At 62.0% G+C, this 13,786-nt stretch carries 10 protein-coding genes; 3 read left to right on the top strand and 7 right to left on the bottom strand.

Annotated features, from left to right (window positions below):
• Positions 1-35 precede the first annotated feature (35 nt).
• The 3 genes from D9N14_RS05840 to D9N14_RS05830 are packed head-to-tail and all read right to left on the bottom strand — an operon-like array spanning position 36 to position 2,455.
• A complete protein-coding gene (locus tag D9N14_RS05840; protein ID WP_290577925.1) occupies positions 36-383 on the bottom strand; it encodes a DUF6285 domain-containing protein in 348 nt (115 codons plus the stop codon).
• Complete coding sequence (locus D9N14_RS05835) at positions 383-1,384, bottom strand: phosphotransferase family protein (protein ID WP_290577924.1); 1,002 nt, start codon at positions 1,382-1,384, stop codon at positions 383-385. The genes D9N14_RS05840 and D9N14_RS05835 overlap by 1 nt, the downstream gene beginning before the upstream one ends.
• Positions 1,385-1,408: 24 nt before the next feature.
• Positions 1,409-2,455: a hypothetical protein gene (locus D9N14_RS05830; protein ID WP_290577922.1), complete on the bottom strand. Its 1,047-nt coding sequence runs from the start codon at positions 2,453-2,455 to the stop codon at positions 1,409-1,411.
• Between the two features lie 232 nt (positions 2,456-2,687).
• Here D9N14_RS05830 and D9N14_RS05825 point away from each other — a divergent pair, with 232 nt between their 5' ends.
• The 3 genes from D9N14_RS05825 to D9N14_RS05815 are packed head-to-tail and all read left to right on the top strand — an operon-like array spanning position 2,688 to position 7,691.
• A complete protein-coding gene (locus D9N14_RS05825) occupies positions 2,688-3,293 on the top strand; it encodes a TetR/AcrR family transcriptional regulator (RefSeq protein ID WP_290577920.1) in 606 nt (201 codons plus the stop codon).
• The gene (locus tag D9N14_RS05820; RefSeq protein ID WP_290577918.1) at positions 3,290-4,384 is read left to right on the top strand and encodes an efflux RND transporter periplasmic adaptor subunit; all 1,095 of its coding nucleotides are present in this window, start codon (positions 3,290-3,292) and stop codon (positions 4,382-4,384) included. The genes D9N14_RS05825 and D9N14_RS05820 overlap by 4 nt, the downstream gene beginning before the upstream one ends.
• Positions 4,385-4,391: 7 nt before the next feature.
• Positions 4,392-7,691, top strand: a complete 3,300-nt coding sequence (locus D9N14_RS05815) for an efflux RND transporter permease subunit (RefSeq protein ID WP_290577916.1) — start codon at positions 4,392-4,394, stop codon at positions 7,689-7,691.
• Here the strand turns inward: D9N14_RS05815 and D9N14_RS05810 are convergent.
• From D9N14_RS05810 to D9N14_RS05795, 4 genes are all read right to left on the bottom strand, one after another.
• A complete protein-coding gene (locus tag D9N14_RS05810; protein WP_290577914.1) occupies positions 7,688-9,187 on the bottom strand; it encodes a YifB family Mg chelatase-like AAA ATPase in 1,500 nt (499 codons plus the stop codon). The two genes, D9N14_RS05815 and D9N14_RS05810, sit on opposite strands and share 4 nt — an antisense overlap.
• Positions 9,188-9,269: 82 nt before the next feature.
• The gene (locus D9N14_RS05805) at positions 9,270-12,197 is read right to left on the bottom strand and encodes a hybrid sensor histidine kinase/response regulator (protein ID WP_290577912.1); all 2,928 of its coding nucleotides are present in this window, start codon (positions 12,195-12,197) and stop codon (positions 9,270-9,272) included.
• Between the two features lie 128 nt (positions 12,198-12,325).
• A complete protein-coding gene (locus D9N14_RS05800) occupies positions 12,326-13,300 on the bottom strand; it encodes a PA2778 family cysteine peptidase (protein ID WP_290577910.1) in 975 nt (324 codons plus the stop codon).
• Positions 13,297-13,719 (bottom strand): PA2779 family protein, encoded by a 423-nt coding sequence (locus D9N14_RS05795; RefSeq protein ID WP_290577908.1) that lies wholly within the window; start codon positions 13,717-13,719, stop codon positions 13,297-13,299. Before D9N14_RS05795 ends, D9N14_RS05800 begins: the two co-directional genes overlap by 4 nt.
• Positions 13,720-13,786: the final 67 nt, after the last annotated feature.

The raw sequence follows: 13,786 nt of genomic DNA, 5'->3' as shown, positions 1-13,786 counted from the left end.
CGGTATCCTCTTTGGGTATAGCACTGTGATCTGAATTACAGAGCGTAGCGGGGGTTGTCGATGTCCAGCTTCAGCTTGGCAATGGCCAACAGTGCTTCAGTTAAGGTTGGGCTTAGGGGCAGGTCGCCGCTGGCAATGGCCTGATGCAGGCGCCGGTTGAGTTCGATGACAGAGTCTTCGTCATCCGCCAACAATAATTTCAGATGCTGTCGTTCATTATTTTGAAAGCCTGATTGCAGCGCCTGTTCGCGCCGCACCAGTTCCACCACATTGCAGGCGACCCGGCGATAAAAGCGATCCGCCGTGGTGTCCACCACCGGCTGCGACAAATACTCCGCCACGGCCTCCAGCAATTCATCCTGAGTGGGTCGATTCAACGGCATCACTTGCCCTCCGCGTTGATGTTGTGAGCGATGGCATTCAGCAGCTGCAACATATCGTATTCGGTTTCGGCAACCCGGCGACCGATGGCGGCCCGCTCCACCGAACGCACCTGGTTATTGAGGTGCGAATAGGCCTGGTATTGGCAGATCACGCCCCACTTGAGGGTGCCAAACAATTCCCAGTAGCGCAGGTGCTCCGGGTTGACCTGCACGCCTCTGGCTTGTTCGTAGGCCTCGATCAATTGGTGGCGATCACCAAAGCCTCCCACTGTCTTGTCCGGCCGGTTGAAACGCCAGGCCCGCACGCAGAGCCAGCCCAGGTCTTCCATTGGGTCGCCCAGGTGCGTCAGTTCCCAATCCAGAATGCCGTTCAGGCCCTGTTCGGTGATCAGAAAATTGCCCAACCGGAAATCCCCGTGGACCAGGGCAGGCTGCGGGCAGGGTGGGATGTTATCGCTGAGCCAACGGAACGCCAGGGTGAATACCGGCAGGGTTTCGCCAAAGCTGTGGTGAATCCGCTGCAGGCTGTCCAGCTGCTCGGCGGCGTCCTGCAGGGGCAGAAAGGGCAGCTCAGCGCTGGAAATGCTGTGGATTTTTGCAAGCGCCTCGGCGCATTGCCGGGTCAGTCCGGCACGAACCGCTTCCAGCTCCGGTGCCTTCAGGATTTTCGGCGCCAGGGATTCCCCTTCCAATGCCTGCATCAAGTAGCCGTTGCCCAGTTGGGGGTGATCTTCCAGAATGCAAAATACCTTGGCCACGGGGGCCCCTGCATCACCGGCGGCCTGCTGGGTTTTGGCTTCGACAGTTTTGCCGACGCCGGTGCCAAACTGCTCGCCACCGGCTTCCAGGCGCAGAATCAGGGGCTGTTGGGTGGTCCCCACCCACCAGGTGGCAGCGGAGGCGCCGGCGGTGAGCCGGCGGCACTGATCGATGCGGCACTCGGGGCCCAGGGCGTCCGCCACAATGGGCTGCAGGGCTTCCTGTACGGTTGCAGGGGTCATGGACAGTCCTTCCTTACCGGTTACTTAACAGGCGATGCCCACGGGTTTGCCGTCCACCATCTGGTCCAGGTATTCCGCCATGCCGTAGCCCACCAGACCGTCGCAGTGGAAACGGGTCATGGCCTCAGTGATGCGGGTGCTGCGCCATTCGCCGCTGTCGGTCTGGCGCCGGTTGCGCAGGGGAATCAGCGACAGGGATTCGCCGCTGACCTCATAGGTGCGCCCGCTGACGGTGGTGATGCTGGCGCTTTGCCGAATGGCCTGGTCCTGTTCATCCAGAGTGGAACTCATGCTGGCGGTTTCGATCAGGTCATAGGCCGCCGGGCCGCCGTTACGGGTGTCGTACACCATGCCCCAGATGTGCTGGCGACCGGTTGCCATCTGCACGACGGAAATGTTGATGGCCAGCTCCTGGCTGAACACCATGGGCAACCAGCGATACCAGTAGAGGTTCTGCCAGTAGCGGGGGCCCCAGGAGTGATCCCGCAGGCCAAAACCGCTCAGCTGGAAGCGCTGGTCGCCGATGTTCACCGCACCGCTGCCACTCATGTGCTGTTCGTAGTGGGCGCGGGCGAAGGATTCTTCCGGATTCTCTTCAATGGGTGTGCCGTTTTCGTCCACCGCTTCGCCGCCGTATACCGGGGTCATGCCGTGGAAGGTGATGTCGCAGCTGGCGTCCACCGTGGGGTAGTTCTTGAACGCGGTTTTCGGGTCTTCCATATCCTGGGGGTTGGCCAGCAGCACGGCTTTGCCGGAATAGGTCACCTTGAGGGTTTTGAAAGGCTCGATCACCTCAAACTTCAGTCCCCCGGCGTCCAAAGCGTCGTTGTTGTCGATCTTGGCCCGCTGGAACATAAAGGCCACCTGGCCGTCGGGCAGATAGAAGCAGAATGACATTTCCGCATGGCCTTCGTTGGGACGATTGCCCACCCGGAACCAGCCGCCGCATTGCTGTTGGTGGTCGAACAGGTTGATGTACATGCTTTCATTGAAGTTGGATGCCGCTTCAATGGGGTGCATGTACTCGTCTTCCGGCTCCAGTCGGATGATGGCGTTTTTGCCCAGATCCATGATGTTTCCCTCTAAATGCTGTCGGTTTTTTTTATTCAGGCGTGTTGTTCGGTTGCGTTCAGGCTGCCAGTGACCAGGCGGTCAGTTTGCCAACTGCCGGGTGTCGTGGCAAGGGGGAGAGTACCCTATATTGAGCATGTGCTCAATATAGGCTTGTTGGGATCTATTTACCTAACGTTCGTTAAGTGTGCTAGTCTGAGGGCGTGCTCCAGTGGAAAGGATAGGTTGAACCATGGCGAAAGACAGCGCAGAAAACACTCGGGCCCGTATCCTGCAGCATGCCCTCTCGCTGTTTGCCGAGTACGGGTTTGAGGGGGTCTCCATGCGGCAGGTGGGGGCGGCCACTGGTCTGACCACCGCCGCATTGTATTACCACTTTCCCGACAAGGAGCAGCTCTATCTGGCGGTGGTGGAGGGCTGTTTTACCCTGCGGGTAAACCCTTTGCTGCCAGGTGAGCCAAGTCAAGGTCAGGCAGCGGGTGATCCCTGGGTGCGGCTGGAAGCCTTCGTGGCGGGTTTTGTGGCGCTGCTGGTGGCAGAGCCACAATTCCAGCGGCTGATGCAGTGGGTGGCGTTGGATCGGGATGAGGCGCGGGCCCGGCACATGGCCGAGCGGGTGTTTGAGCCCTTCTTTCACGGGCTGACCGATCTGGTGCCCGCAGCCCGGGATGATGACGAGCGTCATTTCCTGGCGGTGGCCATTATGGGTTTAATGGCGTTTCCCTTCGAGACGCAGGTGGCGCGGCAGTGGTTGCCGGGTTTCCAGAACCCGGCGTCGGCGGCGGCACACCAAGTGGACAGAATCATGAGTTTGCTGAAAAACGGGGTGACAGGATGAACCGATTGACTGTGAGTCTGTTGCTGGTGGGCTGCCTGGCCCTGACCGGCTGTGATGGGGAGCCTGGCACCATCAACACCGGGCTGGAGCCCCAAACCCATCACAGCGCAGTGCTGCTCTTGTCGCAAACGGCGCCACGGCAATTCATCAGCACCGGGTCGGTGGTGTCGGATCAGCGTATCGAAATTTCGTCGCGGCTCAGTGGTTATCTGCGTCAGCTCAAGGTGAAAGAGGGTGACAAGGTGCAGGCGGGGGATTTGCTGGCGCAGATGGACGCCGCCGATGTGGAAGGGGCCATCCGCCAGGCACAGGCACTGGTGAGTGCCGGGCTGGCAGCGCAAAAAGATGCGCAGACGGACTTGCAGCGCTTTGAACAACTCTATCAAAGGAACAGTATTTCAGAGAGCGATCTGCGCAAGGCCCGGCTGCGGGTGGAATCCACCACTGAGTCGTTGAATCAGGCCCAGGCGGAACTCAGTACGGCCTTGGCCCAGCGGGATTACACCAATATCCGCAGCCCGTTTGCCGCCAGTGTGGTGGCGCTGAATTCCCGGGCGGGGGATTTGCTGGTGCCGGGGGAGCCGATCCTCACGCTGGAGTCCAACGCTGCACTGATTTTTGAAACCTTTGTGCCGGAGCAGCGCATCGGCCTGATTGAGATCGGGGCGCCGGTGCAGCTGCAGTTGGATGCCTTGTCGCAATCGCTTTCGCAACCCCTCACCGGTGAGGTGATCCGCATTGTGCGCTCCGGTGATCCGGTTACCCGCAGCTACCCGGTGAAGATCTCGTTACCGGAGCACCCGGGCCTGATGCCGGGCATGTTCGGTCGCGTGCTGTTCGCCCTGGGCCAGAGCGAACACCTGCTGTTGCCCCGTTCAGCACTGGTGGAGCGCGGGGGCCTACAGGGAGTGTTCGTGGTGGACGAAGCCGACCGGGCACGCTTTCGCTGGCTGCGGTTGGGCCGTGAATGGCCCGACGGCGTGGAAGTGACAGCCGGTCTGACGGTTCAGGATCGGGTGGTGGCGACCCCCAGCCCCCGGTTGCGGGAAGGGGATCGTATAGCGCCTCCGCCTGCCACTGCCGGGGAGTGAGCTTGCCATGAGTCGTGCCTCTCCATCCTCGCCTGAATCCCAGTCCAAGCCCAAGTCCCAGCCGTTCAGCGTGGCCGCCCTGCTGGCGGATGCCTTTGTGACCTCCAAACTGGCCCCGCTGCTGATGTTGGCCTGCCTGATCCTGGGGCTGCTTTCCCTCAGCAATACGCCACGGGAGGACAACCCGCAAATCGTGATCCCGGGCGCGTCGGTACAGGTCACCTTGCCCGGCGCGTCCGCTGAGGAGGTGGAGCAACTGATCGTGCGCCCGGTGGAAGGGGCCATCCGGCTCATTTCCGGCGTGGATGATTTCTACTCCACCGCCACCAATTCGGTGGCGGTGTTCACGGTGCAGTTTGAAGTGGGAGAAGATCAGGAAGCCTCGCTGGTGAAACTGCACGATCGCATGGAAGAGGTAAAACCCCTGTTGCCGGCGGATGCCAGTGCGCCGGTGATTCGCACTATGAACGTGGACGACGTGCCCATCGTAACCGTGACTCTGGCCTCGGCTCTGTACGACGATTATGCCCTCAAGCGGGTAGCCGATCGTCTCACCGATGGTCTGCGCACCATGGCCGAGGTGTCGGCGGTGTACGTGAAAGGGGGCCGTGACCGGCAGATCCGGGTGGAGCTGAACCCGGATCGTATGCAGGGCTTTGGTATTACCCTGGATCAGGTGCGGCAGGTGCTGACGGCGTCGAATCTGTCGGCACCCTTGGGGCAAGTGGTGCAGGCCGGTGAGCGTCAGCAGGTGTTTCTGGATGGCTACCTGACCTCGGCGTCCGAGCTGGAAACCCTGGTGGTGGATCTGGTGCAGGGGCGCTCGGTGTATCTGGGGGACATCGCCGACATCGTGGATGGCCCGGCCCAGGAGCGTGAGCAGTTGAGCCGGTTTGGTTACGGCCCGGCCGATCCTCGCTATGGCCAGTGGGCCGATGGTGATGTGCCGGCGGTTACCCTGGCGGTGGCCAAGCAGCGCGGCACCAACGCGGTGGTGGTGGCGCAATCGGTATTGGAACGGGTCGAATCCATGGGCCAGCAGTTTGTGCCCGCCGATATGGATCTGGTGGTCACCCGGAACGACGGCCAGATCGCCGACGACACCGCCAACGAACTGATTCATCACCTCAGCATTGCGATTCTGGCGGTGTTTTTGGTGACGCTGGTGTTTCTTGGCCGCAAAGAGGCCTTGATCGTGGGCATGAGCGTGCCGCTGGTGCTGGCCCTCACCCTGGGGGCGCTCTACCTGGCGGGCATGACCATCAACCGGGTGTCGCTGTTTGGTTTGATTCTGTCGCTGGGGTTGCTGGTGGATGACGCCATCGTGGTGATCGAAAACGTGCACCGCAAATACGCCTGCCTGGGGCAGGGGGATAAGCGACAAGCCACGGTGGACGCCGCCGGCGAGATCGGCAACCCCACTAACCTGGCCACCGTCGCGGTAATGGCGGTATTTGGCTCGTTGGTGATGGTGGGCGGCATGATCGGCGAATACTTTTACCCGATTGCGTTTACCGTGCCGGTGGCGATGGCGGCATCGTTGTTGATTGCTTACACCGTGGTGCCCTGGGCGGCGCGGCGCTGGCTGCACACCCACGACTGCCATGGTGAGCAGGCCGGTGGCCATCATCGTGGTCTGGGCGGGCTTTACCACCGCCTGTTGGCGGCCCTGTTGGCGCAGCGTTACCGCCGGGTGCTGGCCGCTCTGCTGGTGGTGCTCAGTATCCTGCTATCGGTGCTGCAACCGGGTTGGCAATTCCTGCGGCCCGGCGGCATCGAAGGCCCCCAGGCCTGGTTTGGGGTGGAAACCACCATGATGCCCCTGAACGACAAAAACACCTTTGTGATTACGGTGGACATGCCGGAAACCACGCCACTGGAAACCACCGACCAGCTCATGCGGGCGCTGGCAGAAGAGCTGCGCCGCTACCCCGAGGTGGCCGACTACCAGCTCTGGATTGGTCAGTCCGGCATCCCCGATTTCAGTGGGCTGTTCCGGGGCAGTGCCGACCGGCTGGGCTGTCATGTGGGCGAGGTGCGGGTGAACCTGCGCCACAAGGATGAACGGGGCCTCACCTCCATGGCCATTGTGCGCGATCTGCGCCCCCGCTTGCTGGCGCGGGCGGCGGCGTTCCCCGGTGCCACGGTACAGGTGCTGGAAGATCCGCCGGGCCCGCCGGTGCGGGCCAATCTGCTGGCAGAAATCTACGGCCCTGACAGCAATACGTTGCGCTGGTTGTCCGGGCAGGTGAAGGCCGTGTTTGCCGACACCTGGGATGTGGCCGAAGTGAACGATTCCGAACCGGAAGACGTCACCCAGATGCGCCTGGTGGTGGATCGGGAAAAGGCCGCCCTGTCGGGCCTCACCACTGCCGACGTGGTCACCGCCATGCGCCGGCTGATCGATGGTGAATACCTGGGTCGTGCCCACGTGGCGGGGGAGAAAAACCCCGTGCCCCTGCAATTGCTGATTCCCCGCCGCCATCAGCTGGATGTGGCGCAGCTGTCACGCGCCTATGTCACCAACCCGGCGGGGGTGAAGGTGCCGTTATCCGAGCTGGTGAAGGTGCAACCCAGCGTGGTGGACCGCCCCATTCATCACAAGAACGGTGCCCGCGTTACCTACGTGACCGGCGAGATGACCGAAACCGCCCCGGTGTACGCCGTGCTGGCCATGAATCGCAAGCTGGATGGGCTCGCTTTGCCTGATGGTGGAACCCTGAGCACCGGCAACCTCACCTTCACCCCGCAGGAGCCCGACCCCACGGCGGGTTACACCCTGCTGTGGGACGGCGCCCAACGCCAGATGCTGGATACCTACCGCGACATGCTGAGCGCCTTGGGCATGGCCATCCTCTTTATCTTCCTGTGTCTGGTGGCGTATTACCAAAGTTTCAGCCTGCCGCTGGTGGCGCTGGCGGCCATTCCCCTGGGGTTGGCCGGGATCTTCCCCGGTCACTGGTTGATGCAGTCGCAGTTCTCCGCCACCTCCATGGTGGGGGTGATTGCGCTGGCGGGGGTGGTGGTGCGCAATTCCCTGCTGATCATCGACTTTGTGCAAGAGAACCAACGCCAGGGCATGAGTCTGGAAAACGCCATTCTGGAAGCGGGCGCGTTGCGGTTGCGGCCCATCCTGCTGACGGCCCTGTCCATCGTGCTGGGCAGCGCCATCATGCTGAAAGACCCGCTTTTCAGCGGCCTGGCCATCTCGTTGATCTTCGGCACCATCGCCGCCACGGTGCTGACCCTGATTGTGGTGCCCCTGATGCTGTACGCCCTGCTCGGCCGCAAAGCCCGCCGCGCTTAAACCGCAAACAGCGCCCGGTACGACAGCGCCTCCGTCAGGTGGCGCTTGTTCAGATCCGGAGCCTGCTCCAGATCAGCCAGGGTGCGGGCCACTTTCAGCACCCGGTGGTAGCCCCGCGCCGACAGCCCCAGCCGCTCTACCGCCGTTTGCAGGAATACACCATCGGCCTTGCTGAGGGCACACACCTGTTCCAATTGGCGGGAGGACAGGTCGTGGTTGGGACAGCCCTGGCGCTGCAGCTGAATCTGGCGGGCGCAGGTCACCCGATCCCGTACGCAGGCGCTGGATTCGCCCCCCTCCAGGGATTGCAGTTCGCTGATGGGCATGGCGTCCACCTGCACGTGCATGTCGATACGATCCAGTAACGGCCCGGAAATCTTGCTCTGGTATTTATTGCAGCACAGCTGGGGGTTGTTACAGCCTTCCGGGGGTTGCTCCGGGTGGCCGCAGGGGCAGGGGTTCAATGCCGTGATCAATTGAAAATTGGCCGGATAGGTGACTTGCTGGGCGGCCCGCGAAATGGCGATCTCACCGGTTTCCAGCGGTTCCCGCAGCACTTCCAGCACTTTGCGGGGAAACTCAGGCAGCTCATCCAGAAACAGGATGCCATTGTGTGCCAGGGAGATCTCGCCGGGTTTGGGGTTGCTGCCGCCACCGGCCAGGGCCACCCCGGAGGCAGTGTGATGGGGTGCCCGGATCGGCCGTTGGAACAGCGGGCGCTGATTGATTCTGGAGACGGAGTGAATGGCGGCGGTTTCCATCATCTCTGCGTCCGTCATGGGGGGCAGAATGCCGGGAAGGCGCGCGGCCAGCATGGATTTGCCGGCGCCGGGCGGGCCCATGAGGAGCAGGTTATGCTTGCCGGCCGCCGCCACTTCCAGGGCCCGCTTGGCCTGGTGCTGGCCTTTCACGTCTGCCAGGTCGGGGTACAGATCAATGTCCCCGGCCGCTATGGGCCCCTGGGGTTGATATGGCGTCACACTGGCCGGTTGCTTCAGGTTACCGCACACCTGCAGCAGGCTGCCACAGGCCAGGATACGGCACTGCCTGGGCACGGCTGCCTCTTCCGCGTTGGCCAGGGGGACAAACAGCCCCCGCTGTGCCTGGGTGGCGGCGATGGCGGCCGTCAGCACGCCTTCAATGGGGCGAAGCTCACCGGACAGGGCCAGCTCCCCCACGAATTCGTGAGCCTCCAGTGCGGCCGCCGGGATCTGTTCCGAGGCCGCCAGAATGCCGATGGCAATGGGCAGATCGAAGCGGCCGCCGTCTTTGGGCAGGTCCGCCGGCGCCAGGTTGATGGTAATCCGGCGTTGGGGAAAATCGAATTCAGAATTGAGGATGGCGCTGCGCACCCGTTCCTTGCTTTCCCGCACGGCGGCATCGGGCAGGCCCACAATGTTGAAAGCGGGCAGGCCGTTGGACAGGTGCACTTCCACCGTGACCTGGGGTGCGTTCATGCCCAAACGGGCGCGGGTTTTGACGATGGCCAGTGCCACAGGGTTCCCTCCCAATGTGAACGGAATGTAGAGCTATCCGTATATAGACAGGGAGGGAGAAAACAGAGATGGAAAACCGGGTTCAGGATGACCCTTGTGCCCGCTCCGGTGCGCCTGGCTGCAGGTGGCTCAGCAGCGTCTCCTGCAGGGTATTGAAATTCACCGGTTTGGCGATGTGATCGTTCATGCCGCAGTTCAGGGCCTTGTGACTGTGCTCCTCCAGGGCGTGGGCGGTCAGGGCCAGAATGGGGATGGGGGGCCACTGTTGTTCGGCTTCCAGGGCACGAAGGTGCTTGCTGGCCTCATAGCCATCCAGCACCGGCATTTCACAGTCCATCAGAATCAGGTCAAAGGCCTCGTGCTGGGCGTGGTACAGCGCCACGGCCTCACGCCCGTTGTGGGCGACCTGGGTCTCGATCTGCAGTTTTTTCAACATGCCGCAGATCACCATCTGGTTAACCCCGTTGTCCTCCACCACCAGCAGGCGTTTGCCGCGCAGGGGTGACGTGGGCTGCTGGGTGGCCTGTTGCGGTGGCCGTTGCGGCTGCAGCAGATTCATCATGGACTGGCGCAGGGTTCGCACGGATGCGGGCTTTTGCAAGGCCAGATCAATACCCGCGGCCTCCAGTTCGGTGGCTGCAGGCATGTTGCGCATGGCGGTGAGCAGAATCCGGCGGCAGTGTTGGGCCGCAGGCAGCTCGCTGATCAGGCGGGAGCATTCCATCCCCGTCATACCCGGCATATTCATGTCCAGGGTGACCAGGTCAAACGGGTCCCCCCGGGCGCTGGCTTCCTGCAGCAGCTGCAAGGCCTTTTCACCGTAGAAAGCCGATGCGGTTCGCATACCCCAGGCGGCGGTTTGTTCCTCCACTACCTGGGTGAATTCGGGGGAGTCATCCACCACCAGCAGGCGCTTGCCTTTCAGGGCGGTGAGCGAAACGACGTTTTCCCGGGTGAATTGCGCATCCGCCAGTTCGCATTGGATGGTAAACCAGAAGCGGCTGCCCACACCGGGCTCGCTTTCCATGCCGATGTCGCCGCCCATTAACTGGCTCAGTTGTTTGCAAATGCTGAGGCCCAGTCCGGTGCCGCCGTATTCGCGGGTGATGCTGCTGTCCACCTGGGAGAACGCCTGGAACAGCTTGTCACGATGTTCCTGCCCGATGCCGATGCCGGTATCACTGATGCTGAACAGCAGGCAGTGCTGGCCTTGGGGGCCGTTTGCTGGTTGCTCACTGACCCGCAGGGTGATGCGACCGCAGTTGGTGAATTTGAAAGCATTGCCCAGCAGGTTGAGGATGATCTGGCGCAGCCGGGTGGGGTCGCTTTTGATGAAGCTGGGAGTACCCGGTTGCAAGGAGCAGATGAGTTCCAGGCCTTTGTCTTCGGCGATGCTGGAAAAGACCGCGGCGCACTCCTGACACAGTCGGTCCAGGTCGAAATCGATGTGCTCAATGGAGAGCTTGCCTGCCTCGATTTTGGAGTAATCCAGAATGTCGTTGATGATGTTGAGCAGGGCGTTGCCGGAGCTGGCAATCACGTCCACATAATGGCGCTGAGCCGGTGGCAGGTCGGCATCCTGCAGCAGTGAGGCCATGCCCAGAATCCCGTTCATGGGGGTGCGGATTTCATGGCTCATGGTGGCCAGGAACTCGCTCTTGGCGCGGCTGGTTTCCTCCGCCAGGATGACTTTCTCCTGGGCTTTGACCTCTTCGATTTCCGATTTCAGCTTCAGTTCCAGGTAGCGGGCCTGCTCGCGGGCGGCCCGTCGCTCGCTTTCCAGGGCCTGTCTCTGGGCCGCCTCTTTGCCCTTGCGTTCCATGTTGATGCGATCCGCCAGGGCGAACGACAGCAGAATCACCTCCAGGGCAGAGCCAATCTGAATGGCGTGCTCGATCAGCAGCGTGCTGGACAGCAAACCGAAGCGGGCCCCGGCAGTGACCAGCCAGGTGGAGATCAGGAAGGTGAAGGCCAGGCAGTAGTAGCGCGCCACCCGCTGCCCTAAATACAGCATATAGAAGCCGCCGAACAGGCTGACGTGGGCGCTGATCACCCCCACGGCGGCGCACAGCACAATGACCAGGTGGTACGGTAAAACGAAACTGCCTAGTAGAAGCGCCATCCAGATAAAGAAGAACAGCATTTTCAGTTGATAGAGGCGGGGAGCGCGGCTGCGGATGTCCAGCAGCGACACCGAGAACAGCATGCTGAAGGAGCCAAACAGCGCAATGCTGAACGGAATGGCCCACTGGTTAATGGCTGGCAACCAGGGCCACAGATATTGGAACCCCACCCCCTGGATGCTGGCATTGAACATAAAGCTGCTGAATGCCGTGGTGGAGTACCAGACGTAACTGGGATGGCGAACGATGGAGTAGATGAACAGGTTGTAGATGATCATCACGATCATCACGCCGTAATAAACACTTTCCGCCACCCACAGGGGCTGTTGATCCTCAAAGAAATGATTGCGGTGCCAGAGGCTGAGGGGGGCCTGCAGGGAACCGCTGGTTTGCACCCGTATGTACAAGGTGTATTCCTGATTCCGGTAGGCCGTGAAGGGAAAGACGAACTGATGATTCTGGACCGGGCGATAGGCGAATGGAAAGGTATCCCCGGTGCGATAGTAGTGGGTGAAGCTGTGGTTGTTTTCAATGAACACCTCCACCTGGTCCAGGGCGGAGTAGCCGATGTTCAGCACCATGTCCTGATCCTTGTCGGCCCGGTTGTGCAGCTTGAACTTGATCCAGAGGGCATCGCTGTTGAAGCCGTAGGTGGGGGTCATGGCCTCCGGCACGGTCCAGTCGGCGTCCGGCCGCTGGCGGATGGCGGAGATATCCAGCGTGCGCTCCGGGTCCAGTAAGTGCAGGCTTTGCAGTCCGATTTCCTGCTGGCGGAAGTTGTTTGGAATGTCGATGGCCGTCAGGCACCAGGCGGACAGCGGGCTCAGCAGCAGCCACCAGGCCAGCAGGATTCTGGCGGGCCAGGTGCGTGGCAGACGGGCGAGCATTGTTGGAACATCCATGCAGGGTCGACGCAGGTTCCGGAAGATGGCAAAGGGTAACGTTAACTATAGAACAGCGGGGGTGAGCTGTCCGAAAATCGAGCGCTTTGCCCCCCGGGTTGCGCCGAGACCAATTAGGGGAATGTGGCCGGGCAGGCGATCACCGGGCAGGCCGGGGCGTCCGGGGAAGGGCCTGGCAGGTCCTGCAAGGTGTCCAGCAGATTGGGGTCCTCCGGCGCCAGGCCCAGACCACACTGGACAGCGTTACGGGCCTGAGCAGTGCAACCAGCAGCCTGGAGGGCGTAGGCCAGGTTGTTCCAGGCGGCCACCCAGTCAGGCTGTTGTTGCAGCAGGGCCAGATACTCCCGCAGTGCGGCCTCGGTCTGCTGGCTTGCCAGCAGGGTGTTGGCCAGCCCGAAACGGGCCAGGTGGGCATCGGGCCAGGCCTGCAGGGCGGTGGCATAGGCGGTCAGTGCGGCTGCAGTATGGCCGCTGTGTTCCAGGCCGGCGGCGGCGGTGATATAAGGCAATGGTTCGGCGGTGGCCGGCAGGCGGGATCCAGGCAGTACCACCCGCCCCCAGCGATCGCTGCGTTGCCAGGTGCGATCAAACACCGCAAACGGGGTGATGCGCCGGGGCAGGTCTCCGGAGCGCAGCACCAGCTCCCGGGCTGCCAGGTCATAGCCGATCACCACCGCAAAGTGCCATTTGGGATACCAGGAGACGCCGAGATTCTGCAACACCAGCACCGGGTGACCGGCGGCCAGTTCCTGCAGCAGGGCGCCCAGGGAATTCACCGGATAACTCACCTGCCCCTGACGGCGGGCGGCAATATCCATTTCCACGGGAAAGCTGCCTTCCGCCCGAGGGGTGAATACCTGGGATGCCAGGGTCTCTGCGCTGATGGCATAGCCCTGTTGTTGCAGCACCATGGCCAGTGAGGCGGGGCCGCATTGGAAATCCGCCTGCTGGATAAACGGCGTATCCTGAATTTCTGTAGAGGGGGGAAGCTGTTGGAGCAGGTCGGGGCCAAGTTGCGGGGTGGTTCCCGCCGGCAGCAGGGCACAACCTGTCAGCAACAGGCTGAGCCCCAGTGCGCAGAGTTTCAATGGGTGTTGATGGGCTTGATGGCCGGGAAGATGTTGGTGGTGCCCAGCAGATCCAGCACGATGAGGATGACAAACACCAGTACGATCACGCCTACCGCGCTGCCGCCTGCCTGCATGTCTTCAACCTGGGCGCTGAACGCCTGCAATTCCGCCGGCGTCATGGCCTGCACCCGTTGTTCCACGTGCGCCGGGTCGACCCCCAGGTTGAGCAGGGTGTCGCGGGCTTCGGCCTGGCTCAACAGCGCCAGCACCTGGGCCTGGGTCTGTTGCTGGGTCGTGTGGGTGGCAAGCTCACCGGTGGTGACCATGGCCGCCTGGGCCGATGCACTCATGAGGCTGATGACCACCATCAGTGCCGCCATCAGACGGGCCAGGATGCGACGCTTCAAGGTTGCAGGCAAAGTGTTGGATCGACTCACAATATTCTCCTTGGCTGAGGGGGATGGTGTAATAGTATGCAAATCCGCGGCCTTTGACAGTGCTTAT

It is taken from the genome of Ketobacter sp. (assembly GCF_003671495.1).
Taxonomy (GTDB): Bacteria; Pseudomonadota; Gammaproteobacteria; order Pseudomonadales; family Ketobacteraceae; genus Ketobacter.
The sequence above is the reverse complement of the archived record's forward strand: the minus strand, read 5'-3'. Positions and strand labels throughout refer to the sequence as shown.

What these genes read in the sequence shown, in the direction of transcription:
- D9N14_RS05825 (WP_290577920.1), top strand. Translation starts at nt 2,688, where the DNA reads ATGGCGAAAGACAGCGCAGAAAACACTCGGGCCCGTATCCTGCAGCAT.
- D9N14_RS05805 (WP_290577912.1), bottom strand. Translation starts at nt 12,197, where the DNA reads ATGCTCGCCCGTCTGCCACGCACCTGGCCCGCCAGAATCCTGCTGGCC.
- D9N14_RS05835 (WP_290577924.1), bottom strand. Translation starts at nt 1,384, where the DNA reads ATGACCCCTGCAACCGTACAGGAAGCCCTGCAGCCCATTGTGGCGGAC.
- D9N14_RS05830 (WP_290577922.1), bottom strand. Translation starts at nt 2,455, where the DNA reads ATGGATCTGGGCAAAAACGCCATCATCCGACTGGAGCCGGAAGACGAG.
- D9N14_RS05815 (WP_290577916.1), top strand. Translation starts at nt 4,392, where the DNA reads ATGAGTCGTGCCTCTCCATCCTCGCCTGAATCCCAGTCCAAGCCCAAG.
- D9N14_RS05820 (WP_290577918.1), top strand. Translation starts at nt 3,290, where the DNA reads ATGAACCGATTGACTGTGAGTCTGTTGCTGGTGGGCTGCCTGGCCCTG.
- D9N14_RS05840 (WP_290577925.1), bottom strand. Translation starts at nt 383, where the DNA reads ATGCCGTTGAATCGACCCACTCAGGATGAATTGCTGGAGGCCGTGGCG.